The following is a 24,570-nucleotide window of genomic DNA, read 5'->3' as shown; positions in this document are numbered from 1 at the left end:
TCTTCTCCTCCGCGCTTTGCCTGCCGGCGAGGCTCGGGGAGGGGGACCGCTCGAGTGTGTGGAGATCTGAGGTCAATGACCGAAGATCGAAGCGAGCGAGGTGCGGTGGTGGGGTTTCTTACTTTCCTGTCCCACCAGCGGCTGAGGTCTCTACAGCAAGATACCCCACCACCATTTCGCTCCGCGCCGCTTTGCTTTGCTTCGCTTATGGTCCCCCTCCCCGACAAGCGGGGAGGAGAAGGGAAGCTCGACTTAACGGCCGGTTTGCGAGGTTCGCCATGAGAGCCTTCTCCCGTCTTCTCGAACGCCTCTATTTCGAACCCTCGACCCTCGGCAAGGAGCGGCTGCTGCTCGATTATTTCGCCAGCACGCCCGATCCCGACCGCGGCTATGCCGTCGCCATCATCGGTGACAGTCTGTCCCTGCCCAATTTCAAGCGCGGCATGGTGCTGGAGCTGATCCGCGCCCGCACCGACCCGCACCTGCTGGCCATGAGCCACGACTATGTGGGCGAACTGTCGGAAACCGTTGCGCACCTCTGGCCCGGCAACCCCGACACCATGGATTTACCGTCCTTGAGCGAGGTCGTCCATAACCTGCGCCATAAACCGAAGGCGGACCTTCCGGCCTATGTCGCCGGCCTGCTCGACCGGATGACTTCACCGGAACGCTGGGCGCTGCTCAAAATCGGCACCGGCAGTCTGCGTATCGGTGTGTCGGCGCGGCTGCTGAAACAGGTCCTGGCTAAGTACGGCAACCAGCCGGTCGAACAGGTCGAAACCCTGTGGCATGGCGTCGATCCGCCCTATGAGGACCTGTTCGCCTGGCTGGAAGGCCGCGCCGAAGCGCCGGTGGTGCATGAGAAACTGACCTTTACGCCGGTCATGCTGGCCCATCCGCTCGAAGACAAAGACCACAGATTGATCGAACCGGGCACCTATGCCGCCGAATGGAAATATGACGGCATTCGAGTCCAGGTCGTCCATTCCGCCATCGGCCGCGCCCTGTTCACTCGCACCGGCGACGACATCAGCCATACCTTCCCAGACGTGCTGGATCACCTCAACTTCCATGCCGTGCTGGACGGCGAACTTCTGGTCCTGCGCGGCGACGAACTGGGATCGTTCAATGACCTGCAACAGCGCCTGGGCCGCAAGAGCCCGTCGGCCAAACTGATGACTGACCATCCCGCTGGCATCGTCGCCTACGACCTGCTGATGCTGGAAGGCGAGGACGTCCGACCCCAGCCCTATGCCGCCCGCCGGGCCTTGTTGCAGGCGGCCTTGGACCACCATCAGCCGGTCGGCATCCGTATGTCGCCGGACTTGCCCTATAAGGACTTTGCCGAACTGGAATCCCTGCGCGGCAGCGTCGACAACGCCTCGGTCATCGAAGGCGTCATGTTGAAACGCCGCGACAGCCCCTATGTCGCCGGCCGCCCGACCGGTCCATGGTACAAGTGGAAGATCAACCCGAAACTGGTCGACGCCGTGCTGATGTATGCCCAGCGCGGTTCGGGCAAACGCTCCTCCTTCTATTCCGACTTCACCTTCGGCCTGTGGAAGGGCAACGAACTGCTGCCGATCGGCAAGGCCTATTTCGGCTTCACCGATGCCGAACTGAAGGAACTGGACAAGTGGGTGCGCCACCACACCCTGCAAAGCTTCGGCCCCGTGCGCGAGGTGCGCAAGGAACTGGTGTTCGAAGTCGCTTTCGACGCCGTCCATCGTTCGACCCGGCATAAGTCAGGCTATGCTCTGCGCTTCCCGCGCATCAGCCGCATCCGCTGGGACAAGCCGGCCCACGAAGCCGACCACATGGGTGTACTGGAACCTTTGCTGACCTAACCCTTTTCTTTGCGGTCCGGGTCCCTTATCTGATGTCCATGATCGACGAGCTCTATTCCCGCGAAATCCTTCGCCGCACCACCCAACTTCAGCATGTCGGCCGGCTGGCTGACCCGCACGGGACCGCCGACCGCACGGCCAAGCTCTGCGGCTCGACCATCCACATCGAAGTGAACCTGGACGGAGATACGGTCAGCGATTTCGCCCAGGAGGTCCAGGCCTGCGCCCTGGGCCAGGCGGCAGCGGCCATTCTCAGCCAGCATGTCGTCGGCGCCACAACGGCCGAGATTTTGTCGGCCAGGGACGCCTTGCGCCGGCTGCTGAAAGGGGAAGAGGTTACCTTCCCGGAACGGTTTGCCGACTTCCACATTCTGAGAAGCGTGAAGGATTTTCCGGCCCGCCACGCCTCCACCCTTTTGGCCCTTGAAGCGACCGTCGACGCCATCCATAACGCGCACCCCTGATTCCGCACTGCCGTTACAAAGGTGCAACTATTCTCGCACTGCAGCATGAACCCCTCGTTTCGGGGGTTGCTTTCACCGTCGAAATAGGCTCGTATGTAACCAGGGTTCGGGGAAGAGTGCGCGTAAGTACCGTTGAGTGCGGCATTTTTTGACGTAAACCAGGCTTTATTTCCGCATGTCCGGTCTGTATGAGCGATCCGTTCGCGCTGCTCTGCGGGCGTACAAGCTTACCCTGTCGCCCTATATTGGGCAGGGCTGCCGTTATCGGCCGACCTGTTCCGAATATATGGCCGACGCCCTGATCCAGCACGGTCCCCTGACCGGCGCCTGGATGGGTATCAAGCGTATCTGCCGCTGCCGTCCCGGCGGAGGCCACGGGTTCGACCCGGTGCCGCCCAAAGGTGAAAGGTAAGCGTCAACGAGTACCGGTTCGAGATGGTTTTATTAAGACCACATCGAATCTTTATGAAAATTATTGCGCGATGAAGCCCGCCGTAAGGGCTACAGGTCGCCAGCGAAGAGTGACTGAGATGACGATAGACTTGACCTTCCCCGATGGCGCCATTCGCTCCTTCGAGAAGGGAACAACCGGCAGACAGATTGCCGAAAGCCTGTCGAAATCTCTGGCCAAGAAGGCGGTTCTGATCAAACTGGACGGGGCTCTGCTGGACCTCGACCGACCACTCGAGAACGGGGGGAGGCTGGACATCTTGACGCGCGAAGCCCCTGAAGTTCTGGAGGTTATCCGTCACGATACGGCCCATATCCTGGCCGAAGCGGTGCAGGAGCTGTTCCCGGGTACCCAGGTCACCATCGGTCCGGCCATCGACGATGGCTTCTACTACGACTTCGCCCGCGACGAGCCGTTTTCCACCGACGACTTCCCCAAGATCGAAGCGAAAATGCGCGAGATCGTCGACCGCGACGAGAAGATTCGCCGCGAGGTCTGGGACCGCAACGACGCCATCGCTCACTTCGAATCCATCGGTGAAAAATATAAGGCCGAGATTATCCGCGACCTGCCGGAATCCGAGGACATCAGCGTCTATTTCCACGGCGACGCCTGGAAGGACCTGTGCCTGGGGCCGCACCTGCCGTCATCGAAATTCATCGGCAAGGCCTTCAAGCTGACCAAGCTGGCCGGCGCCTACTGGCGCGGCGACCACAACAATGCCCAACTGCAACGCATCTACGGCACCGCATGGTCGTCGGAAGCCGACCTGGAAGCCTATGTCCAGCGTATCGAAGAGGCCGAGAAGCGCGACCACCGCAAGCTGGGCCGCGCCATGGACCTGTTCCACATGCAGGAAGAAGGCCGCGGCATGGTCTTCTGGCATCCCAAGGGCTGGGTGCTGTGGCGCGTCCTCGAAGCCTATATGCGCCGCCGTCTCGACGCCTCGGGTTATGTCGAGGTCAAGACGCCCCAGGTCCTGGACCGCTCCTTCTGGGAGCAGTCGGGCCACTGGGACAAGTATCGCCCCAACATGTTCGTCTGCGAAACGGTCGAAGGCGAGACCCTGTCGCTGAAGCCGATGAACTGCCCGGGCCACGTCCAGATTTTCAAGGTCGGCCTGCGTTCCTATAAGGAGCTGCCGATCCGCATGGCCGAGTTCGGCGCCTGCCACCGCTATGAGCCGTCGGGTTCGCTGCACGGCCTGATGCGCGTGCGCGGCTTTACCCAGGACGACGCTCACATCTTCTGCCGCGAAGACCAGATCGTCGAGGAAACCGCCAAGTTCGTGCGCCTGACCAAGCTGATCCACACCGATCTCGGCATGGAAACCGCCTATATCAATCTCGCCACTCGCCCCGAAATCCGTGCCGGCTCGGATGAGTTCTGGGACAAGGCCGAGGGCATGCTGGCCGAGGCCGCCAAACAGGCCGGCGTCGAACCGGTGATTGCCGAAGGCGATGGCGCCTTCTACGCGCCCAAGCTCGACTTCATCGTCAAGGATGCCATCGGCCGTGAATGGACCTGCGGCACGCTCCAGCTCGACTATGTCCTGCCGGAACGCCTTGACGCCGAATATGTCGCCGAAGACGGTTCGCGCCAGCGTCCGGTCATGCTTCACCGCGCCATCCTGGGCTCGTTCGAGCGCTTCATCGGCATCATGATCGAAAACTTCGCCGGCAAGTTCCCGCTGTGGCTGGCCCCGGTTCAGATCGTGGTAGCGCCGATCACCTCGGACGCCAACCCCTATGCCGAACAGGTCGCCGACGCCCTGCGCGCCGCCGGACTGCGGGTCGAAGCCGACCTGCGCAACGAAAAGATCAACTACAAGGTTCGCGAACATTCGGTCGCCAAGGTGCCGGTGATCGCCGTGGTCGGCCGCAAGGAGGCTGAAACCGGCGAAGTGGCCCTGCGCTTCCTGGGCTCGGATGGCCAGACCATCCTGTCCCTGGCCGATGCCGTCCAGCGGTTGCAAACGGATGCAACCCCGCCCGATTTGAGACAGGCTGGTTAACCATGAATCACAACCTGCCGCCATCGATTGTGGAAATGCTGAAGGAACGCAAGCTGGCGACCAGCGAAGCGCATTACTTCGTCATGCAGCATCTCGACATGTCGCCGTATGATGAGACGGTCGACGGCGTCAGCGTGATCATGATCGTGTACCACACCGGCAAGGTGCTGTTCGAAGCCATCGAGAAGGTGCTGGACGACCCCCAGGTCAAACAGTTCATCATCATCGACAATGGCTCGTCGGACAAGGCGGCGCAGAAACTGCGCGACCTGAACGACGAAAACGACCACATCCTGCTGGTCCAGGGCCATGGCAATATCGGTTTCGCCAAGGCCGCCAACCTGGGCGCCCACCTGGCCAACCAGCCGTGGCTGGTCTTCCTCAATCCGGACGCCCTGCTGCAGCCGGGCTGTATCAAGCGTCTGGTCGAGTCGGCGCGCGGCCAGCCTTCGCCCTGCATCGTCGGTTCGCGTCTGTTGAATCCGGACGGCTCGGAACAGCGCGGCGCCCGCCGTGGCGAGGTCACCCCGGTGACGACTCTGCTGGCCCTGACGCGGTTGTCCAAACTGGTGCCGGAACTGCAGAAGTTTGAGATCCACTACGAATTCAACGACCTGCCCGACGCGCCCCAGGCCGTCCCGACTATTTCGGGCGCCTGTTTCGCGGTGTCCAAGCGCGACTTTGCGCGGCTGAAGGGCTTCGACTCGCACTTCTTCCTGCACGTCGAGGATGTCGACCTGTGCTGGCGCGCCCGCGAAGCCGGCGGCCTGGTGCTGTTCCATCCCAAGGCCGAGGTCATGCACGTCGGTCACACGTCGCGGGTCGAGCCGCTGCACGTCGAATGGAACAAGGGCATGGGGCTGTGCTACTACTTCCACAAACGCGCCAAGGGTTTCTGGCGCAAGGCCTATGTTACCCTGCTGACGCCGGTGATCCTGGGCGTTTCGGTGGCCCGTGCTGTGGTCCGGCCGCGCCTCAGGAACGACGAAGACGACGTCGCCGCCGAGTAAGGCCGTCTGGCTGGCTGCTGCCCGGGATTAGCGATATGCCTTGCTCGCATTGACGCCGGTCAATGCTGACGGCGTGTCCGGCATGGCAGGAGATTGGCTGACAGCCGCCACAGGAGCCATCCATGCCCAGGCACAGTGCACAGGAGCGTCATTTCATATCCCGCGTGGGGTGGCTTCGCGCTGCCGTCCTGGGGGCTAATGATGGCATCATTTCCGTCGCCAGTCTGATCGCCGGCATGGCGGCCACTGCGTCCGACAAGGGAACGGTTGTCGTAACCGGGGTCGCGGCGCTTGTCGCCGGCGCCCTGTCCATGGCCGCCGGCGAATATGTATCGGTCAGTTCCCAGGCTGACACGGAGCAGTCTGATCTGGCCCGTGAACGGCAGGAGTTGGTCGATTTTCCCGAAGCTGAACTTGAGGAACTGACTCAGATCTATATCGCTCGCGGACTATCCCGTGAATTGGCGGAACAGGTTGCCGCCAGTCTGATGGAGGCCGACGCATTTGGCGCCCACGCCCGGGATGAACTCGGCATTTCCGAGCACACCCAGGCACGACCGATTCAGGCTGCCCTGACTTCCGCTGCGACCTTCGCCGCAGGGGCCATTTTGCCAGTGGTCGCGCTTTTGCTAAGCCCCAGACCGTTTGCCTTCTGGACCGTAACGCTTTCGGCGCTCGCATGCCTTGCTGTTTTGGGCGCTATCGGGGCGGCGGCTGGCGGTTCAGGCGCCTGGAAGGCGGCCGCGCGCGTGGTTTTCTGGGGCGCGCTTGCCATGGCGGTAACGGCTGCCGTCGGCCGCATTTTTGGCGCAGGCGTATGAAGCGCCCAAACTCCGATTATCCGGCAGACAACAGCTTCAACCGCATCGTTTTATCTCCGGACGTTACTCCGCCGACTTTACCCCTTCCGGCAACGGATTGTCGTACAGCGTAATCACCACATCGCGACCGTTGGAATAGTTGGTACCTTTTACCTGGGTTACGATATGCGGCGTCACCCCCTCCGCCTTGGCCGCCGCCTGGAAGCCGGCTTCCTGCAGCGACTCGACGAAGACCGGCCGGCCCTCCTTCAGCGCCTTGACGGCCGCCGGGGCGTTTTCGTTCAACAACTGCGTCTTGGTGCCCATCTCGAACACGAAGCTGGGTTCGGAATAGCCAAGCGTCGCCACGGGACCCGGCGCGATGCCCAGGCGCGGATCCAGCTTGTGCGCCGCCAGGGCGGCCTCCATCTTGCGCGACACCCAGATCGGCGTCAGCGACGCCGCCAGGCTGATAAAGCTCATATGCGCTATGATGCCCGACGCCAGCAGGAAGCCAAAGGCCGTGCGCTGCTGGTTGCGCAGCAGCAGCCAGGCGGCGAAGATCATCAGCACCAGGGCTGAAGCGGCGACGGCGATCAGCAGCAGCAGCGAGCCCTGGGTGCCGTATGTCTTGTAGCCGTACCAGGCTAGGGCCGTCAGCAGAACGCCGCCGAACAGACCCATCACCACGTTCACCGCCTTGGCCCATGTCTTCAGCGACAGGTCCAGCGACACCGCCGCCAGCCAGCACAGCGCGCCGAAGGCCGGCAGGGTATAGTGCGGCAGCTTGGTGGGCATGATTTCGAAAAACAGGAAGACCGGCAGGAACCAGGCCACGGCGAAACGGATGGCCGGCTCGGTGCGGCGCTGGATCGCGGTCTGGATGGCGCCACCCAAAAGCCCGCAGGCTGGAAACATCGTGATGGCCAGCAAAAGGGTGTGGTAACCCGGCCAGCCGAAATGGCCCTCGGAGCCACCGTCCAGCTTGGTTTTCAGGTCGTGGCCCACGGCGCCGGTCCAGAAGGCGCCGTCGGTGGTGATGGTGATCGCGATCGCCCACGGGCCGCAGATGGCCAGGCACAGGATCAGCCCCCAGCCGATATTGAGGTGCTTCAGCCAGGTGATGCGCCGGTCCCATCCCCACAGGGTCAGGATCGGCAGGGCGATGACCAGGAAGGCCACGGGCCCCTTGACCAGGATCGCGAAGGCCGTCGCCAGCCAGAAGATCCAGAGTTCCTTGCGCAGTTTCGGGGGCGGATCGTCCTTCGCAAGATCGCGCGTACGCATGTATATGACGGCCATGGCGGCCATGGCCAAGGTCAGCAGGCCGGTGAGAACCGCGTCGGTCTTGGCCCAGAAGGCTTCGGTCGACAGCATGAAGGTGACGGCAAAGATAAGCCCGGCCTTGGTGCCGATACGCGTGCCGAAAGCCCGTGACGCCCCCCAGGCGCAGGCAAAAGCCGCCAACGCCGCGCCCAGCAGCGACGGCCAGCGATAGGCCAGGATCTTGCGCGCCTCGGTCGCCGAGGTCAGCTTGACCGAAGCCGCCTGCATCCAGTGGATGCCGACCGGCTTCTTGTGGCGGGGGCCGTCCTGATAGTTGATGTTGATATAGTCGCCTGTCTCCAGCATCTGCGACGTCGCCTGGACGAACCGCGACTCGTCGCGGTCCAGCGGCGGCATGATCATGGCGCAGGGCAGGCCGACCAGAAAGGCCAGCAGGGCGGCAGCCAGGGGACCGCGCAGGCCACGCGACGCCTGGCCGAAAAAGTCGGTATGCATCATCCGGCTGAGGGCGGCCTTCAGATCGGGCATGGAGAAGGCGGCGGACATGACGATCCTTTTAGGCCGGTTGGCTATTGAGGGCAAATGGCTGTTTACGCACGGAGGCGGAAACGATAAGACAGGATGAAAATCCTATCCGCCGCAAAGACTTAAGTATTCCCTGCATATGCCCCCATCCGTCTCTGTCATCGTCCCCGTTCATAATGAAGAAGGCGCCTGCGTGCAAGTCGCCGAGGAAATTGTAGCGGAGTTTTCAAAGGTTTACGGTGCCGACGGTTTCGAGGTCGTCTTCGTCGACGACTCGAGCTCCGACCACACCCTGGCACGGCTGAACGAAGCCATGGCCGGCCTGCCCCAGATCCGGGTGCTGCACCATGGCAAGAACGTCGGCAAGAGCGGCGCCATTCGCACGGGCGTGATGGCGGCGCAGGGCAATATTCTCGTCACCCTGGACGGCGACGGTCAGAACCCGGCCGCGGATGCGGCGCGCATGACCCAGGTCCTGGGCGCGGCGCCGGCCGATATCGGCATGGTCGCCGGAATCCGCCGCAACCGCCAGGATAAGCTGTCGAAGAAGTGGGCATCACGCTGGGCCAACGGCATCCGCAAGGCGCTTTTGAACGACGGTTGCGACGATACCGGCTGCGGACTGAAGGCTTTCCGCCGCGAGGTGTTTTTGCGACTCCCCTATTTCGATCAAATGCACCGCTACATGCCGTCACTTATCGCGCGTGAGGGGTATGGCGTGCTGTCGGAGCCGGTGGATGATCGCTTACGTACAACAGGTCAGTCGAAATATACCAATCTCGGCCGTTTGGCAGTGGCGTTATCCGACCTTCCCGGTGTAATATGGCTGAACAGCCGTTATCGCAAACCGGGGAAGGTGACGGAAACCGGGCGTTAAGGTTGCAGACGGGGGTACGAGGGACTCATCATGGCCATTGATCATCGTGATCTCGCTGCACGCGAAGTTGCCATCGGCATGTACGACGAACCGGCCCCGAAATCAAAAAAGGAAATCAGCGTGATTACAGCCTTTCCGCTCCTGGTTATACCGTGGCTCGTCTATAATGTCCTGGCGGTCATCGCCATGTGGAGCGGCGCCGAATCCGGAGTCGCCGCGTATGAGTCGGTGGTGACTCCATTGTTCAGCATCCCCATGCCGGCCGGCGGCACCAAGTGGGCGGTATCGCTGGGCGACATCATCCTTCTGGGCGCCTTGATCTGTCTGTTCTTCGAGTTGCTGAAGTCGACCAAGTCGGACAAGGTGGCCATCATCAACCACTCACTGTCGATGGTGTTGTTCATCGCTTGTCTGGTCGAGTTCCTGTTGTTGCGGCCGTTTGCAACCTCGATCTTCTTCCTGTTGACCGCCATGACCCTTATGGATGTGCTTGCCGGCTTTATCGTCACCGCGATTTCGGCGCGGAAGGATATCGACTTCGGGGCTTAAGGGCCGGATGTCAGTGCTTTTTACGGAACCCCGGTCACAAGGCCGGGGTTTTGTTTTTACGGGCAGATCAGCCGAACACCGAAAAGATCAGGGCGACGACCAGCGTATCGAAGGCGCGGGTCCAGAAACGCGGCGAGGCGAGAAACGGGGCTTTGGCAGGACGGGACACGCGCGACTCCACACAGAAGGAGCCAAGCCATCTGCAAGGACCGTGCCGTCAGAATTATGGTTAAATTTCAGTCTTTGTGACCCGGCCTGGGCGGGGGCGGCGGTCGTTCGACCCGGAATATTCCGACTTCAGATAGGTCGTTTTTGCCCGCTCCAGGGTTTCGGGCCCGCCCTTCAGGCCGCGCTTCTCGCCACCGCCCAGCAGTTGGGCGGCAAAGGTGCCCTCATCGACACCGGTTGCCGGCTTCCTGCGCGCAGGCTTACCGGTGGCATGGTCGATGACCGGGCCGGACGGGACGGGCAGGGAGGATTTGGAATCGCTCATGCCCGTCACTATGCCTCAGAATAGCTAAGAAATCTCGTTGAGACCGTTTTGAAAATCAGTGAGGTTGAGTCGAAAAGGGCTGGTTTCGAGAACCGGAGCGGAGCGTACTCAAGTACGTGAGCACCGGAAGCGCAGAAAACGGCCCTTTGCAGACCAACCTCATTGATTTTCATACGGTATCTCAGCTCTTTTTGGCGAGCTGGTCTATCTGCGCCTTCATCGCTTCCATCTGCTCGCGCAGTTCACGGACCTGGTCGGTATCGGAACGCTGCGCAGTTGCCGGCGCAGGATCCAGGCCCTCGGTGGCCGCGACTGTTGAACCGCCGGCCGCATTGGCGAAGGAGAACGGCGAGAACATCCGCATGGCGCGGTCGAACATGGCGAGGTTTTGCGACACTTGCTCATCGAAATATCCCAGAGCCGGCGTGCCGCCGAAGGCCTGGGAAAACTGCGAACGAAAACGCTCCTGCTGTTTGGCGAAGCCATCCAGGGACATTTCGAGATAGGTCGGCAGCAGGTTCTGCATGCTGTCGCCGTAGAAGCTGATCAACTGACGCAGGAACTGGATCGGCAGCAGGTTCTGGCCGCGGCTTTCCTCTTCGAAGATGATCTGGGCCAGGACCGACCGGGTGATATCGTCGCCGGTCTTGGCGTCGAAGACCACGAAATCGACGCCCTGGCGCACCATGTCCGACAGGTTGTCGAGCGTGACATAGGACGAGGTCGCCGTGTTGTAGAGCCGTCGGTTGGCGTATTTCTTGATGATGACGCGGTCGCCCTCGCCACGTTTGTTACGGGGTTTTGTTTCACTCACTGCGTTTACTCCCAATGCTGACCTGAGTTTTTGCATGGATTTTGCGGTCTTTTGCCGCCTTGATTTTGCACCACGATAAACCCTTTTGTGCTTATGCGTAAAGAGGTGTCGTAATATGAATAAAAATTCAATAATTTTAAGAGTTTAAGTGCAAAACGATGTTCTGTGCCGCAGCAAATCATGTTGCGGCACATGCTGCGCACAAAAAATTGACTGAAACGGTATCGGGGGGCAGTGGATAGGGGGTGACGCGGCCGTCAACTTCGGGCAAGTGTCTGTCACGAAAAGACTTACAATAGGAAACCACAGTTCAAGGCTTCGGGGAAACGGGAAACTTGATTTCGCGTCTGGGGTGTCTTAAGCCGCCCCCATCCAACCCCGCCGTGCCCCCAGGGAGTTCTCCGCATGTCTGTCAATGAAGTCGTCATCGTATCCGCCGCCCGTACCGCGGTCGGTTCCTTCCTCGGTTCGTTCGCCGCGATTCCCGCCCACGACCTGGGCGCCCACGCCATCAAGGCCGCGGTCGAACGCGCCGGCCTGCAGGCGTCCGACGTCAACGAAGTCATCCTGGGCCAGGTGCTCCAGGCTGCCCAGGGCCAGGGCCCGGCCCGCCAGGCCTCGGTGAAGGCCGGCGTTCCCTATGACGCTCCGGCCTGGTCGCTGAATCAGATCTGCGGCTCAGGCCTGCGTGCGGTCGCCCTGGGCGCCCAGCAGGTGGCGCTCGGCGAATCGGCCATCGTCGTTGCCGGCGGCCAGGAAAGCATGTCGATGTCGACCCACGCGGCCTATATCCGTGCCGGCCAGAAGATGGGCGACCTCGGCCTGGTCGACACCATGATCAAGGACGGTCTGTGGGACGCCTTCAACAACTACCACATGGGCACGACGGCCGAGAACATCGCCACCAAGTACGGCATCAGCCGCCAGGAACAGGACGAGTTCGCCGTCGCTTCGCAGAACAAGGCCGAAGCGGCCCAGAAGGGTGGCAAGTTCGACGCCGAAATCGCCCCCTACACCATCAAGGGCCGCAAGGGCGACGTTGTCGTCGACAAGGACGAATTCATCCGTCACGGCGTCAATTATGACAGCATTTCGGGCCTGCGCCCGGCCTTCAGCAAGGACGGCACCGTCACCGCCGCCAACGCTTCGGGCCTGAACGACGGCGCCGCCGCCGTGGTGCTGATGTCGAAGGCCGAAGCCGACCGCCGTGGCCTTAAAGTCCTGGCCCGCGTCGTGGCCGCTGGTATCGCCGGCGTCGATCCGGCCATCATGGGCACCGGTCCGATCCAGGCGACCCAGAACGCGCTGAAGAAGGCCGGCTGGTCGATCTCCGACCTGGACGTCATCGAAGCCAACGAAGCTTTTGCCGCCCAGGCCATCTCGGTCAACCGCGACCTGGGCTGGGATGTGAGCAAGGTCAATGTCAACGGCGGCGCCATCGCCATCGGCCACCCGATCGGCGCTTCCGGCGCACGGGTCCTGGTTACCCTGCTGCACGAACTGCAGCGTCGCGGCGGCGGCAAGGGCCTGGCCACACTCTGCATCGGCGGCGGCATGGGCGTGGCCCTCGCGGTCGAAGCGTAATCTGTTCTAGTTGGGAGATAAAAAAATGGGAAGAGTTGCACTGGTCACCGGCGGTACACGCGGCATCGGCAAGGCCATCGTCAAGCGTTTGAAGGATGCCGGCCTGACGGTTGCGGCCGGCTATGCCGGTAACGAAGAGAACGCCCGCAAGGTCGCCGAAGAGCTTAATGTCATGATCGTCAAGGGTTCGGTCGACAACTTCTATGACTGCAAGCGCGCCGTCCAGGAAGTCGAAGCCGAACTTGGCCCGATCGAGGTCCTGGTCAACAATGCCGGCATCACCCGCGACGGCTTCTTCCACAAGATGACTCTGGAACAGTGGCAGCAGGTCATCCACACCAATATGGACAGCGTCTTCAACATGACGCGCCAGGTGATCGAAGGCATGCGTGAGCGCAACTACGGCCGCATCATCAACATCTCGTCGATCAACGGCCAGAAGGGCCAGGCCGGCCAGACCAACTACTCGGCCGCCAAGTCCGGCATGATCGGCTTCACCAAGGCCCTGGCCATGGAATCGGCGAACAAGGGCATCACGGTCAACTGCGTTGCGCCGGGCTATACCTCGACGGAAATGGTCTCGGCCATTGCGCCGGCGGTGCTGGACAAGATCGTGGCGGGTATTCCGGTGGGACGTCTGGGCACGCCCGAAGAAGTCGCCGAAATCTGCGCCTTCCTGGCCTCGGATATGGCTTCGTTTATTACCGGAGCCACTATCGCCGTCAACGGCGGCCAACACATGCTTTAAGGGCCCTGAGCGCGCCCTGATGGTCTGCAAGCCGTCGTCTTTTTCCGCGCCCTTGCTCGTGTACGAGATGTACACGTCGCGGCGGGTGCTCAAAAGCCAACGCCTTTCGACTCATCATGGCAGCTCATGACCGCTTAAAGTGGTGCCATTAGAATTTAAGAAAGGGCGCGTGCCAACTGTACGCGCCCTTTCCTTAATCTGATACCTCCCCGCGCCTCTTAGCGTGGGGAGGGGGACCACCCGAAGCCATAGCGAAGCGGAGGCGAAGGGTGGTGGTGGGGCGACTTTCTTTCCGAAACTCCGACCTCACCCCGCGCCGTCCGCGGACTCCGTCTTGGCCGGCTCAATCCCCAGTTCCTGCATCGCCAGGGTCGTCGACTGCACCCGCAACCCGCGCTGGGCCGCCCGGAAACCCGGAGCCCCGCCGCCGTCGCTGTTGTACAGGATCGCTACCGTAACCTTCTGGTCTGGAAAACTCCTCAGATGGCCGGTAAAGCCATTGATCCGTCCGCCGTGGGAAGCAAACCGGATCGGCCCTTCATGGCCCAGCGCCAACCCGAACCCATAATTCATCTCGTCCTTGCCGCGTTTTTCGATCGCCGGCGTGCCGTCCTTCAACAACGCGGGGCTCAGCATGGCGGCCAGGCTCTCCGGCTTGATCACCTTGCCCTCCATCAGGGCATGATGCCACAGGCACAGATCCTCGGTGGTCGAGCGAATGGCCCCTGCGCCGCCGGCAAAGCTCGGTGAAATCGGCCGGATAAGGTCGAACTTCTGCTCGGCGCGATAGTTCGGCCGGTAGCCGGCACACCCGCTGATCTCGTGGCACGACCGGTCGATGGCAGTCCGCGTCAGCCCGGCCGGCTTGGCCAGGCGCTCGGCGACGAAATCGGGCAGGGCCATCCCGGATACCCGCTCGGCGACGATCCCCAACAACGTAAAACCGGTATTGCTGTAGGCCCAGGTCTGGCCCGGCTGATGGCGCAGAATTGGCCGGCGCCGGCTCATGATGTCGATCAGTTCGGGCGCCGAATAATCCCGCTGCTGCGCTTCGGTCAGGATGACCATGCTCTGGCCGTTGATGTAATCGTTCAGCCCCGAGGTGTGGCTCATCATCTGGCGCAGGGTGATGTCGGCGGCCTGCGGATATTCCGGCACATATTTCGCCAGCGAGTCATCGATCGACAGCTTGCCGGCTTCGGCCAGCAACAGGATGGCCGAGGCGGCGAAGTGCTTGGTGATCGAAGCGATGCGGAACCCGGTCTGCGGCGTGACGGCTTCGTTATTGTCCAGCCGCGCCACGCCGAAGCCGCGCGAATAGAACATGACGCCGTCATGCATAACACTGAGCGACAGGCCGGGCGTCAGCTTGGCGGCGACCATCTGCTCGCCCAGGGCATCCAGCGTCGGCCAGCTTTTCAGCGGCGGTGGCGCGGCCTTCGCCGTGATGGCCTGGACAACGGCGGCCTTTTGCGTGGAGAGATAGAGACCGCCAACGGTCAGGGCGCCGACACCGGCTCCCGTCAGGCCGGCCAGCAGGGCTCGGCGGTTCAGTTTCGGCGGGATAGTGTCGTCTGGCGTCATCAACTGTACTCGAACGAAAGTGCGGCTTCTGCTCGAATCCGCCGACTCGAAGCACCAACGCGCCCGCACGTTACGGGCGAATCTGGCGTGAATTGGGGAGAATGTCCAGCCTATTCCGCCAAACCTTTCCAACTCCTTAGCCATGGCGAAGCTGCCTTAATTTATTTTAATCCGCGTCTAAAATTCGCCCAAGTCCCCACCTAACAATCCGGCCAATGCTCACCCGCTCTGTAAATCCTGTTGGCCGTCTCCTGCTATGCCTGATGCTCCTTGTGGGCGCCGGGGCGGCGCATGGGCAATCCTTGCAGCAGCGGATGTTCGGCAAGTCCCAGGACGGCCGGACCGAGGCGGCCCAGACGGTGGCGCGCTTCGAATCCGAAGACGGTGAGGCCTTTATTCTCGACGAATCCGGCCGCCAGCCGCTGTTACGTTTCGACGGTGACACAGAGGTGTGGAGCCTGTCGGTGACCCAGGGCGCCAAGGGCGACCGGATCTACAAGAACGATATGGGCCAGCCGGTGCTGAAATCGACGCGCTGGGGTGGTATGATCCTGTTCACCGACGAACGCCCGACCGGTGATCCGGTGGCCTTGTCGGGCAAGGCCGATGCTTTCCGCCAGCCGCGCATGTCGCCGGCCCTGCTGTGGCAGACCCTGGCCAAGGGCAGCAAGCGCGTTTCCCAGGCCCTTGGGCGGCTGGTGCCGTTCGAAGCGCCCAATGTGACGCCGGGTGCCGATGCCCTCTATGCCCAGGCGGCCGACGTGACCTCGTCCGCTCTGGTTCAGGTCGCCTTGCAGAGTAAGGGAAAACAACGGCTGACCGGCGTCGAGTCGGTTCAGTTCGTCGAAGGCCGTCCGCCCAGCGCGACCCTGACCGACGGGGTGCTGATCATGAAGCTGGATACCTCGCGCGGCGCCTGGGGTGGTCATGTCTCGTCCAAGCGCATCGTAAATATCATCCTGACGACCTATTCCGTCGCCGAACGGCGCTAAATTGGCCGAGGAGATACTTGCTTCTCCTCCCTACGAAGTGGGGAGGGGGACCCCGAAGGGGTGGAGGGGTATCTTTGCTCAATCAGCCCCTGAACACATCCTTCGCCGCTCTTAACTCCCCGAATCTTGCCGCCTGCGCAGCAAAATCTTTTTCCATCAACGGATAGCGCAAAAAAGGATTGGTCGCCTTTTCCTCGGCAACCGTCGATGGCACGGTAAACTCTCCACGTTCACGCTTGGCCCGCACCTTATCCCCACGTGCCTGCAACACTTCATCCACACCCAGGCTTTCGGCGAACCGCAGATTCGCCAACGTATATTCGTGCGCACTGTACAACACCGTGTCGTCGGGCAGTTCCGCTAACCGCAGCAAACTGCCCCAATACTGCTCCGGAGTCCCTTCGAACATCCGTCCGCACCCCAATGGGAAAATCACGTCGCTGACAAAGGCATTGCCGCCGGCGCGATCGAAATAGCCGATGACGCCCAGCGTATGGCCGCCCAAACCAACCACATCCAGCCGTGTCTCGCCCAGCATGAAGACGTCGCCGTCCTTCAGCACATGATCCAACGGCCAACGCTTGCGCACCTCTTCCGCGCCATAAATCGGACAGCCGAAGCGTGCCTGAACCTCGGCATTGCCACCGCCGTGATCGGGGTGCCAATGGGTGTTGAGAATAAAGTCCAGCCCCGGCAAGCCGCGTTCCTCGACGCGGGCAATGATCCGTGACGCTTCGGGTGTGTCGATGGCGGCGGTGATGCCGGTGGCCTCATCGGTCACCAGGAAGCCGTAATTGTCGCTCAGGCAGGGAAAGATATCGATTTTCAGGCCCATTTTGCGCGCCTCCCTGCTACTATGTCCGCTGATGTCCTATATGTAGGACACTGCGAGCAAAAAGGAACCCGTTTGCGCCGTTCGGTCGAAGAGCTCAACCGCTTTTACGCCGCCCCGGAAGGGACGGTGGCGCAACGTCTGGTCGCCGCCAAGCTGAACGAGGCATGGCCGGATGTGCGGGGACTGGATGTGCTGGGTATAGGCTATTGCAGCCCCTATTTCGACCGCTTCGTAGAGGCGCGGCGCGTGTTGCAGGCCATGCCGGCGGCCCAGGGTGCCGAAATCTGGCCGGCCGACCTGAAGGTCCGCGCTACACTGGTCGAAGAAGAGGCCCTGCCGTTTCCGACGGCGCTGTTTGACCGCATCCTGATGATCCACGCCCTGGAGGAATCGTCAACGCCGCATGGTCTCCTGTGTGAAGCGTCACGTCTGCTGTCGCCTGCCGGCCGGTTGATCATTGCCGTGGCGGCCCGCGGCGGTTTCTGGGCCCATGCCGAAAAGACCCCGTTCGGCTACGGTCAGCCCTACAGCCGTATGCAGCTCGAAAACGCCCTGCGCGACGCCGAGCTGGAGCCCCTGGCCTGGAGCTATGCCCTCTACACGCCGCCGATGGCGCCGTTCCTGGGCTGGGCCGGGCCGCTGGACAATATCCTGCCGCGCATCTGGCCGCTGAAGGGCGGGCTGATCCTGATGGAGGCCGGCCGCAAGCCTTTCGTGGCCAACACGGTCAAGGCCCAGCCCTCGTTGTTGCAGGAACTGCGCGACGTCCTGGGCGTCCAACAGCCAGTACCGACCTCGCGGGAAATCGTTCAGTAAGGCTTCTGCCCCCAGTAATTCCCCGGCGTGCGATAGCGGCAGACCAGCACATCCATACCGCTGCCGGTCCCCTTGGCGCAGCCGACCTGGGTCGTATTGCTCCAGATCATCTGGGTATAGTGACCGACACTGGCCCAGTTTCCATCCGTGCTGAGATCCGGAAAGGCGCCATACTTGAACAGCGCCTTTTCGTCGGCCCATCCCTGCGCCATCTGGCTGTAACTGTAATAGCCGGTCGTCCCCATCCACAAATTCTCGCCGTCGCCGGTCGACGAATGTTCGAACTTGCCGCTGCCGGCCAGGTGATCGGCCCATTGTTGGGCTCCATCGGCCAGTTCGTCGCTCCACACCAGTGGCGCGACCCCGACCTCGGCGCGTTCCCGGTTATGGACGGCCAGAATCTGGTCCGTCATGTCGGAAGCAAAGGCGGGAGCTGCGGTGGCCAGAACGATGGCGGCCAGAATACAGGTTTTCATATATAATCCCCTTGTTGCGGCAACTATAGCCGCCTCGCGGGCACATCCAAGTTACAGATATTGACAGGTTGCCGCGAAAACGATTCTGCGCCATAGCGAAGGGCATGAAACACCTGATCATCATGCGCCATGCCAAGGCGGAAAAGGATGCGCCTTCGGGCGAGGATTTCGACCGCCGCCTCAGCGGCCGCGGCCGTGAAGAGGCCGCTTCGGTGGCGACGGCGCTGAAGGCCTATGGCCTGAAACCGGACTTCGCCCTGGTCTCGGCGGCGGCACGGACGCGCGACACCTTCGCCCAGGTCGAAGGCGTGTTCGGCACGATCAACGCCCTGGTTTCGAAAGACCTCTACCATGCCGGGGCTGACGCCATGCGCCGCGCCCTCGAAAAGCACGAAAACGACGGCGACTGCATCCTGCTGGTCGGCCACAATCCGGGTGTCCAGGCCCTGGTCGCCGACTACCTGTTCGAAGGCGCCGCCGGCGCCGACATTATCGAAAAGGTCCGCGGCGGCTACCCGACGGCAACCGCCACCGTGTTCGAAGTCGATGCCGCCGGCCGCGCCATCTATGACGGCATCTACCTGGCGAAGTGATGTACAGCCTCGCCACCCGTGCCCTTCACATCCTGCAGCCGGAAACGGCGCACACCGTCACCATTCAACTGTTGAAAGCGGGTCTGGGGCCGGTGTCATCGCTGCGCACGCCGCAGCTGGCGGTCGACGTCCCCTACGACGGCGGAACCCTACGGTTTCCCAACTGCGTCGGTCTGGCCGCCGGTTTCGACAAGAATGCCGAAGTGCCCCTGGCCATGGCGCGGGCCGGTTTCGGCTTTGTCGAATGCGGCACGGTCACGCCCCTGCCGCAGGACGGCAACCCCAAGCCGCGTCTATTCCGCCTGACCGAGGACGAAGCCGTCATCAACCGCATGGGCTTCAACAACGGCGGCCTGGAAGCCTATGCCCGCAACCTCGAAGGCACCAAGGATAAGGCCGTCATCGGTCTGAACATCGGTGCCAACAAGGACGCCACCGATCGCATGGCGGACTATGTCACGGGCCTGAAGCGCCTGTGGGGCATGGGGTCATACTTTACGATCAATATATCGTCGCCCAACACGCCCGGCCTGCGCGCCTTGCAGGGGCGATCGCACCTGGACGACCTTCTGGGCCGTATTGCTGAGACCCGCCGCGCCCTTGCGAGCGCCACCGGGCAGAATATGCCGATCTTCCTCAAGATCGCGCCGGACCTGGACGACAGCGAAGTCGAAGACACGGTCTCTGCGACGCTGGACCATGGGCTTGAGGGACTGATCGTCTCCAACACCACCCTGTCGCGCGAAGGCCTGCGCTCTTCGTTTGCCTCGGAAGCGGGCGGCATGTCGGGCAAACCCCTGTTTGAACTGTCGACCCGGGCGTTGAAAGTGGCTGCGACCGCCGCCGCCGGTAAACTGGTGCTGATCGGCGCCGGCGGTATCACGTCGGGCGCCGAGGCCTATGCCAAGATCCGCGCCGGCGCATCGTTGGTACAGCTGTATTCAGCCATGGTGTACAAGGGGCCGGGCCTTGCCGACGCTGTCCGCCGCGACTTGGTGGCCCGTCTGAAAGCGGACGGTTTTGCGACCATGTCCGAAGCCATAGGCAAGGGCTGATCTTATTTTACCTCTCCCCGCTTGCGGGGAGAGGACGAGAGCCGAGCGGAGCGTGGGCGATCGGCCTTCAGAGGACGTTACGCAAAGACGCTGCCTTCGCTCCCCCTACCGCTCGCTCTCCAGTGCGTTTGCCGTCAACCTTGCCATTGCGCAGACAAACAACGCCCACACCAGCGAATTCTGCGACAGGATAAAGCTCTCCGACAGGATGAGGAAGCTGAACAGCATCAGCATCAGCACCGAGAAAAACCCGTCCTTGACCCGCTCATAGCGGAACAACGCGCAGAAGAAGCACGCCACCAGGCAGGCGCCGAACAGGATGACCCCGACCCAACCAAGCTGGATCAGCAAATCCAGCCAGCCATTGTGCGCCGACGGTACCTCCCAGCTGGTCTCTTGGCGCACCACGGCTGCCGGCACCGAATCCGGCGTCCAGAACGCCTTGTAGCCATAGCCCAGCAGTGGCCGCTTGTCCGACAGACGTCCCAACGACTCCCAGATTTCGGTCCGTCCGGTCAGGGTCGGATCCTTACCCAGCGCCTTGAAGATCAGCTCCGGCGCCATGACATACAGCGCCATCGCGCTCAAGGACGCGGTCGCGGCCAGCCACACGAACAGGATGCTGAGCACGCCCCCCTTCTTCAACGCAAAAAACACCGGAAACGCCCCCGCCACCAGCATACAGGCCAATAGCGACGTCTTGGACCGGGTCATCAACACCAGGAAAAACATCAACAGGGCAAACCCGATCCACAGTTTGCGTCGTTCCGACACCTGATAGGCGGTGGTGGTGCAGGCGATAAAACCCAGGGTCATCATAGCCGCCATCTGGTTCTTTTCGTACCACAACCCCTTCCACAGGCCGGCATTGACGTCTTGGTGAACGCCAAATCCGGGGGCTGCAACGCAGGCGATCAGAGCGCCGATGGCCAGGATGGCGAAGCTGATTCCTAGCAATTCAGTGAGATGCGAGCCACGCCAGCGCGCGCCCAGATACAGCCCGAAGACGCAGGTAAAGAACAGGGCGATGGTCCGCCGCGTGGTGATGCCGGGCTCGATCGACCAGAATTTCGAAGCAAAACAGAACAGGATCAACCCGCCGATCATGAACACGGCAGGCAGGATGTTGAGGAACTTGTCCCAACGCAGCAGCGACAGCAACAGGGCGACACCATAGACCGGCAGCCACAGCAGCCTCAGGAATCCGGCTTCCTCGCCTTGGGTGGGATTGAACAGGGGCCCGACCAAAGCGTTGGACAGCATGAGGAAGCAGAAGATGGTCAGCCCGGCTTCGGCGCGGAAGATCCACAGCGCCAGGCCCTCCAGCTGCGCGGATGGCGCGGCCGGGTTATGGCTTGATATCGGAATCGTCGCAGGTGTCGGCACGTTTTGCAGCCTGAGGAAAGTCGAAACCCTAGGCGAAAAACGTCAAGATAAGGTTCAAATCAGGCGCGGTTACGATCAGGTTTGATCCAAGTTTGTCCAAACCCCATAGGGCCGGCGTAACACCGCCAGCCCTTGGCTCCGCGACTTTCCTTTCCATAAGCATGGTAAATGAAAACCCAAAAAGTAAGGAGTTCATAAGTATTTTCATCCAACTTGCGATCGATAAAGCCGGTAACCGCAGGTGCCAGGCAGATTTGCAAGGGGTTGTTCGACATGGTTGCGATTTACACGGCCGGGGCTGAGACGCGCGTCAATACCTTCACGGACGGCGATCAGTCCTATTCATCGGTAACCTACCTCGCGGACGGCAGCTATATCGTTACCTGGCAAAGCTTTGCCGACGACGACAATGACGATGAGGAGATCGACACCTACGGCATATATTTCCAGCGCTTCGCAGCGAACGGTACGGCCATAGGGGTGGAAACTCGCGCCAATACAACCGTGCAATATCATCAGTACCAACCGTTCGTCGCGGCCCTGAGCGACGGTGGGTTTGTCATCACCTGGACGGCTGACGTACAGGACGGCGAGGAATATGGCGTCGTTGCCCAGCGCTATGATGAAGATGGCGACAAGGTCGGTGGCGAGTTTGTGGTTAACACCGATATCGAGACCGGCCAGAGTGTGAGGGGCATCACCGCTCTTGCCAACGGCGGCTATGTCATCACCTGGGAGGATGGGTTTGTTTACAACCGGGTTTACAACAGCGCCGGTGTGGCCCAGGGCGATCAGATCTATGTCAGTTCCGGTTTTGAAGACGGAGCTTCCGCGCCTTGCGTCGCGGCCCTAAGTGACGGTGGTTATGTGACGACCTGGCATGCGTCTGTGCCGGGGGAGGGCACTTTTGTTTACTTTCTGCGTTCCGACGCTTCCGGCGCCGCCAATGGCGCTGTTACCGCTCTGGCGCTTGGCGAAGCCACGGAGCAGACCTACGCGCAGGTGACCGGTCTGCCCGGTGGCGGCTTCGTGATCACCTATGTCTCCAATATTGCTAACGATTCTAGTATAGTGTGCAGCCGTTTCAACAGTTCCGGTACGCTCCAGGGAACGGCGGTGACTGTCAGCGAAGCGTGGGACGGCGCTGAATTCGCTCCGGATATCGCCACCTTGAGCGATGGCGGGTTCGTCATCGTCTGGACGCGCGCCTCAACCGAGGGCAGCGATACGTCCATCTATTCGCGCCGTTTCGATAGCGACGGTGTCGCCACAAGTGACGAAATTCTGGTCAACACCTATACCGCCGAAGATCAGGGCTATGCCAGCGTCGCTGCGGCGGCGAACGGTGGCTATGTCGTGACCTGGACCAGCTACGGACAGGACGAAGGCGCAGGCAGCAACGGGATTTACCAGAAGCTGTTCTCGGCCAATTCGGCCCCGACCTTCAGCGGCGAGGATACGCTGACCAGTGTGGAGGAGGGCACCAACGCCACCTTTACGCTGGCGGATCTGCTCGGCAATGCCAATGATGCCGATGAAGATGTTCTGTCGATTGTCGACCACGCCATCACCGTCAAGGACTATGACGGCGAAGTCATCGGCACCGCCTCTCACAGCGCGGGCGTCTATACCATAGTGCTGACGAATGCCGTCTACTTCACCGGAGACGTTCACCTGACCTATGTCATCTCCGATGGTTCGGATACGGTCCAGGGATCTGCCGTCTATGAGGTCACCGAAGTCAATGACGCGCCTTCGGGAACGCCTACGGGCACCATCGATGACGGGACCGAGGACACGACGCAGTTCATCTCGAACATGACCCTTATCGAAGGTCTGATGGACTATGAAAATCACGGAATATCTGTCGAATCCATAGAGGCCGATCACGGTGAACTGACCGAAACTGAAGGTGGCTGGACCTTTACGCCGGAGGCGAATTATGAGGGTCTGGTCACCCTGACCTATACGGTCACCGACAGTTATGACGATACCCCCGGCTTGACGCGCACCTTCACCCTGGCTGCCGTCAACGACGCGCCGGCCCTGACCGTTGTGCCGGCGGTGCTCGACGCCGGTACCGAAGATACCGACTATGAGATCACCCTGGCGCAACTGCTGGACGGCTATACCGATGTCGAAGACGGTACGGTACTGACAGTCGGTACGATCACGGCCAACCATGGCGAGGTCTCCACCTTCGGAGACGACGTCTGGTTCATCACGCCGGACGAAGACTATAACGGCACCGTCACCCTCAGCTACACGGTATTCGATTCCAGTGATCCGGCCGGCGCTACTGCCGCCACCCGCACCTTTACCCTGACCGCCGTCAACGACGCGCCGGAACTGACAGGAAGCCCGGCTGACCTGACCGCAGGCACCGAAGATACCGACTATGACGTTACGCTGGAGCAACTGATCGACGGCTATTACGACGTCGAAGGCTATACGGATCTTACGGTCGGGACGGTCACGGCCGATCATGGCCAGGTCAGCAATAACGGAGACGGCACCTGGACCATCAGACCGGACGCCGACTATAACGGCACCGTCACCCTCAGCTACAATGTGCTGGATGACAGTGATCCAGCTGGCTCAACCGCCGCCACCCGCACCTTTAGCCTGGGCGCCGTCAACGACGCCCCGACCGGCCCGCCTACCGGCACGGTGGCTGATGGCACTGAGGACACCACCCAGGTGATCCTGGAATCGACCTTGCTGCAGGGCTTCTCTGACGTCGAGAGCAATACCCTGTCCGTCTCGGCCATCAGCGCCAACCACGGCACTTTTGAAGCCACCGACGGCGGCTGGACCTTCACGCCGGACGCCAACTACCACGGCTCGGTCATCGTCATCTACACGGTCACTGACGGGGTCAACGATGTCACCGGCCAGACCCGCAACTTCAACCTCACCTCGGTCAATGACGGGCCTCCGGTCCTGACCACAGCCCAGGCGACCCTGGCCATGGGCAAGCTGAACACCGCCTATACCTTCACCGCAGCGGACCTGCTGGATGGCTTCACCGACGTTGACAACGACGAACTGAGCATCAGCGGCGCCGTCACGGCGACCCACGGCACGGTCACGGATCTGGGCGATGGCAATTACAGCTTCGCACCGACCACGGGCTACATCGGCAAGGTTGCCTTCACCTTCGCGGTGACCGACGGTTTCGTCACCACGGCCGGCAACCAGAAGACCTGGATCCTGAGCGACACCGCCCTTCTGGCCACCACCTTCAATCCGCTGACCCAGGGCGCGGTCAACAACATCACCGCCGGCGAGCAGAATTCGTCGTCCGTGGCGCACCTGACCGGCGGCGGCTATGTCGTCACCTGGACCGGCACCGACCTGAGCGGCAGCG

At 61.6% G+C, this 24,570-nt stretch carries 22 protein-coding genes; 15 read left to right on the top strand and 7 right to left on the bottom strand.

Translation table 11 applies throughout. The features are described from left to right. Positions 1-278: 278 nt before the first annotated feature. From ABAC460_RS39435 to ABAC460_RS39410, 6 genes are all read left to right on the top strand, one after another. Positions 279-1,847, top strand: coding sequence for a cisplatin damage response ATP-dependent DNA ligase (locus ABAC460_RS39435; protein WP_023454267.1), 1,569 nt, complete (start codon positions 279-281; stop codon positions 1,845-1,847). Between the two features lie 38 nt (positions 1,848-1,885). Further along, positions 1,886-2,311: an iron-sulfur cluster assembly scaffold protein gene (locus ABAC460_RS39430; RefSeq protein ID WP_031237022.1), complete on the top strand. Its 426-nt coding sequence runs from the start codon at positions 1,886-1,888 to the stop codon at positions 2,309-2,311. A gap of 175 nt (positions 2,312-2,486) precedes the next feature. After that, positions 2,487-2,723, top strand: coding sequence for a membrane protein insertion efficiency factor YidD (yidD, locus tag ABAC460_RS39425; protein WP_023454265.1), 237 nt, complete (start codon positions 2,487-2,489; stop codon positions 2,721-2,723). Positions 2,724-2,841: 118 nt separating this feature from the next. Further along, complete coding sequence (gene thrS / locus ABAC460_RS39420; RefSeq protein ID WP_023454264.1) at positions 2,842-4,776, top strand: threonine--tRNA ligase; 1,935 nt, start codon at positions 2,842-2,844, stop codon at positions 4,774-4,776. 2 nt (positions 4,777-4,778) lie between these two features. Next, positions 4,779-5,786 (top strand): glycosyltransferase family 2 protein, encoded by a 1,008-nt coding sequence (locus tag ABAC460_RS39415; RefSeq protein ID WP_023454263.1) that lies wholly within the window; start codon positions 4,779-4,781, stop codon positions 5,784-5,786. Between the two features lie 122 nt (positions 5,787-5,908). Further along, positions 5,909-6,607: a VIT1/CCC1 transporter family protein gene (locus ABAC460_RS39410; RefSeq protein ID WP_023454262.1), complete on the top strand. Its 699-nt coding sequence runs from the start codon at positions 5,909-5,911 to the stop codon at positions 6,605-6,607. A gap of 63 nt (positions 6,608-6,670) precedes the next feature. On the opposite strand, the gene ABAC460_RS39405 is transcribed toward ABAC460_RS39410, so the two are convergent. After that, complete coding sequence (locus tag ABAC460_RS39405) at positions 6,671-8,419, bottom strand: ArnT family glycosyltransferase (RefSeq protein ID WP_023454261.1); 1,749 nt, start codon at positions 8,417-8,419, stop codon at positions 6,671-6,673. Between the two features lie 118 nt (positions 8,420-8,537). Here ABAC460_RS39405 and ABAC460_RS39400 point away from each other — a divergent pair, with 118 nt between their 5' ends. Both ABAC460_RS39400 and ABAC460_RS39395 read left to right on the top strand, forming a co-directional pair. Next, positions 8,538-9,275 carry a glycosyltransferase family 2 protein gene (locus ABAC460_RS39400; protein ID WP_031237020.1) on the top strand — a complete coding sequence of 246 codons (738 nt, stop codon included), beginning with the start codon at positions 8,538-8,540 and terminating at the stop codon, positions 9,273-9,275. Between the two features lie 30 nt (positions 9,276-9,305). Continuing rightward, positions 9,306-9,824, top strand: a complete 519-nt coding sequence (locus ABAC460_RS39395) for a hypothetical protein (RefSeq protein WP_023454259.1) — start codon at positions 9,306-9,308, stop codon at positions 9,822-9,824. Between the two features lie 229 nt (positions 9,825-10,053). On the opposite strand, the gene ABAC460_RS39390 is transcribed toward ABAC460_RS39395, so the two are convergent. Together ABAC460_RS39390 and phaR are read right to left on the bottom strand one after the other, a co-directional pair. Further along, positions 10,054-10,317, bottom strand: a complete 264-nt coding sequence (locus ABAC460_RS39390) for a hypothetical protein (RefSeq protein WP_023454257.1) — start codon at positions 10,315-10,317, stop codon at positions 10,054-10,056. A gap of 181 nt (positions 10,318-10,498) precedes the next feature. Next, on the bottom strand, positions 10,499-11,131 hold the full coding sequence (gene phaR / locus ABAC460_RS39385; protein WP_023454256.1) for a polyhydroxyalkanoate synthesis repressor PhaR: 633 nt from the start codon (positions 11,129-11,131) through the stop codon (positions 10,499-10,501). A 405-nt stretch (positions 11,132-11,536) separates the two neighbouring features. On the opposite strand from phaR, the gene ABAC460_RS39380 reads away from it, so the two are divergent. Both ABAC460_RS39380 and phbB read left to right on the top strand, forming a co-directional pair. Continuing rightward, the gene (locus ABAC460_RS39380; RefSeq protein ID WP_023454255.1) at positions 11,537-12,715 is read left to right on the top strand and encodes an acetyl-CoA C-acetyltransferase; all 1,179 of its coding nucleotides are present in this window, start codon (positions 11,537-11,539) and stop codon (positions 12,713-12,715) included. 25 nt (positions 12,716-12,740) lie between these two features. Next, positions 12,741-13,463 carry an acetoacetyl-CoA reductase gene (gene phbB, locus ABAC460_RS39375; RefSeq protein WP_023454254.1) on the top strand — a complete coding sequence of 241 codons (723 nt, stop codon included), beginning with the start codon at positions 12,741-12,743 and terminating at the stop codon, positions 13,461-13,463. Positions 13,464-13,769: 306 nt separating this feature from the next. On the opposite strand, the gene ABAC460_RS39370 is transcribed toward phbB, so the two are convergent. Beyond that, positions 13,770-15,047, bottom strand: coding sequence for a serine hydrolase domain-containing protein (locus ABAC460_RS39370; protein ID WP_023454253.1), 1,278 nt, complete (start codon positions 15,045-15,047; stop codon positions 13,770-13,772). 263 nt (positions 15,048-15,310) lie between these two features. Between ABAC460_RS39370 and ABAC460_RS39365 the strand changes: the two genes are divergently transcribed. Next, positions 15,311-16,039 carry a DUF4908 domain-containing protein gene (locus tag ABAC460_RS39365; RefSeq protein ID WP_031237018.1) on the top strand — a complete coding sequence of 243 codons (729 nt, stop codon included), beginning with the start codon at positions 15,311-15,313 and terminating at the stop codon, positions 16,037-16,039. Positions 16,040-16,121: 82 nt separating this feature from the next. Here ABAC460_RS39365 and gloB read toward each other — a convergent pair whose 3' ends face one another. Beyond that, complete coding sequence (gene gloB / locus ABAC460_RS39360; RefSeq protein WP_023454251.1) at positions 16,122-16,874, bottom strand: hydroxyacylglutathione hydrolase; 753 nt, start codon at positions 16,872-16,874, stop codon at positions 16,122-16,124. 72 nt (positions 16,875-16,946) lie between these two features. Between gloB and ABAC460_RS39355 the strand changes: the two genes are divergently transcribed. Next, the gene (locus tag ABAC460_RS39355; protein WP_023454250.1) at positions 16,947-17,690 is read left to right on the top strand and encodes a class I SAM-dependent methyltransferase; all 744 of its coding nucleotides are present in this window, start codon (positions 16,947-16,949) and stop codon (positions 17,688-17,690) included. On the opposite strand, the gene ABAC460_RS39350 is transcribed toward ABAC460_RS39355, so the two are convergent. After that, positions 17,684-18,166 carry a CAP domain-containing protein gene (locus ABAC460_RS39350; RefSeq protein WP_023454249.1) on the bottom strand — a complete coding sequence of 161 codons (483 nt, stop codon included), beginning with the start codon at positions 18,164-18,166 and terminating at the stop codon, positions 17,684-17,686. The genes ABAC460_RS39355 and ABAC460_RS39350 overlap by 7 nt on opposite strands. A 104-nt stretch (positions 18,167-18,270) precedes the next feature. Here ABAC460_RS39350 and ABAC460_RS39345 point away from each other — a divergent pair, with 104 nt between their 5' ends. Beyond that, the gene (locus tag ABAC460_RS39345) at positions 18,271-18,759 is read left to right on the top strand and encodes a SixA phosphatase family protein (protein WP_023454248.1); all 489 of its coding nucleotides are present in this window, start codon (positions 18,271-18,273) and stop codon (positions 18,757-18,759) included. Beyond that, positions 18,759-19,814 (top strand): quinone-dependent dihydroorotate dehydrogenase, encoded by a 1,056-nt coding sequence (locus tag ABAC460_RS39340; RefSeq protein WP_023454247.1) that lies wholly within the window; start codon positions 18,759-18,761, stop codon positions 19,812-19,814. The genes ABAC460_RS39345 and ABAC460_RS39340 overlap by 1 nt, the downstream gene beginning before the upstream one ends. Positions 19,815-19,919: 105 nt before the next feature. On the opposite strand, the gene ABAC460_RS39335 is transcribed toward ABAC460_RS39340, so the two are convergent. After that, positions 19,920-21,200: an O-antigen ligase family protein gene (locus ABAC460_RS39335; protein WP_023454246.1), complete on the bottom strand. Its 1,281-nt coding sequence runs from the start codon at positions 21,198-21,200 to the stop codon at positions 19,920-19,922. Between the two features lie 273 nt (positions 21,201-21,473). Between ABAC460_RS39335 and ABAC460_RS39330 the strand changes: the two genes are divergently transcribed. Beyond that, the coding region (locus ABAC460_RS39330; RefSeq protein WP_023454244.1) for a cadherin-like domain-containing protein at positions 21,474-24,570 on the top strand (3,097 nt) is incomplete at its 3' end.

This window comes from Asticcacaulis sp. AC460 (assembly GCF_000495795.1).
GTDB lineage: Bacteria > Pseudomonadota > Alphaproteobacteria > Caulobacterales > Caulobacteraceae > Asticcacaulis.
Note: the sequence above shows the minus strand (reverse complement) of the source record. Positions and strands in the feature narration are given on the sequence as shown.

Coding starts and splice junctions, on each gene's coding strand:
- phbB (WP_023454254.1), top strand. CDS start 12,741: ATGGGAAGAGTTGCACTGGTCACCGGCGGTACACGCGGCATCGGCAAG.
- ABAC460_RS39380 (WP_023454255.1), top strand. CDS start 11,537: ATGTCTGTCAATGAAGTCGTCATCGTATCCGCCGCCCGTACCGCGGTC.
- gloB (WP_023454251.1), bottom strand. CDS start 16,874: ATGGGCCTGAAAATCGATATCTTTCCCTGCCTGAGCGACAATTACGGC.
- ABAC460_RS39345 (WP_023454248.1), top strand. CDS start 18,271: ATGAAACACCTGATCATCATGCGCCATGCCAAGGCGGAAAAGGATGCG.
- ABAC460_RS39410 (WP_023454262.1), top strand. CDS start 5,909: ATGCCCAGGCACAGTGCACAGGAGCGTCATTTCATATCCCGCGTGGGG.
- ABAC460_RS39390 (WP_023454257.1), bottom strand. CDS start 10,317: ATGAGCGATTCCAAATCCTCCCTGCCCGTCCCGTCCGGCCCGGTCATC.
- ABAC460_RS39435 (WP_023454267.1), top strand. CDS start 279: ATGAGAGCCTTCTCCCGTCTTCTCGAACGCCTCTATTTCGAACCCTCG.
- ABAC460_RS39415 (WP_023454263.1), top strand. CDS start 4,779: ATGAATCACAACCTGCCGCCATCGATTGTGGAAATGCTGAAGGAACGC.
- thrS (WP_023454264.1), top strand. CDS start 2,842: ATGACGATAGACTTGACCTTCCCCGATGGCGCCATTCGCTCCTTCGAG.
- ABAC460_RS39400 (WP_031237020.1), top strand. CDS start 8,538: ATGCCCCCATCCGTCTCTGTCATCGTCCCCGTTCATAATGAAGAAGGC.
- ABAC460_RS39370 (WP_023454253.1), bottom strand. CDS start 15,047: ATGACGCCAGACGACACTATCCCGCCGAAACTGAACCGCCGAGCCCTG.
- ABAC460_RS39430 (WP_031237022.1), top strand. CDS start 1,886: ATGATCGACGAGCTCTATTCCCGCGAAATCCTTCGCCGCACCACCCAA.
- ABAC460_RS39365 (WP_031237018.1), top strand. CDS start 15,311: ATGCTCCTTGTGGGCGCCGGGGCGGCGCATGGGCAATCCTTGCAGCAG.
- ABAC460_RS39395 (WP_023454259.1), top strand. CDS start 9,306: ATGGCCATTGATCATCGTGATCTCGCTGCACGCGAAGTTGCCATCGGC.
- yidD (WP_023454265.1), top strand. CDS start 2,487: ATGTCCGGTCTGTATGAGCGATCCGTTCGCGCTGCTCTGCGGGCGTAC.
- ABAC460_RS39350 (WP_023454249.1), bottom strand. CDS start 18,166: ATGAAAACCTGTATTCTGGCCGCCATCGTTCTGGCCACCGCAGCTCCC.
- ABAC460_RS39340 (WP_023454247.1), top strand. CDS start 18,759: ATGTACAGCCTCGCCACCCGTGCCCTTCACATCCTGCAGCCGGAAACG.
- ABAC460_RS39405 (WP_023454261.1), bottom strand. CDS start 8,419: ATGTCCGCCGCCTTCTCCATGCCCGATCTGAAGGCCGCCCTCAGCCGG.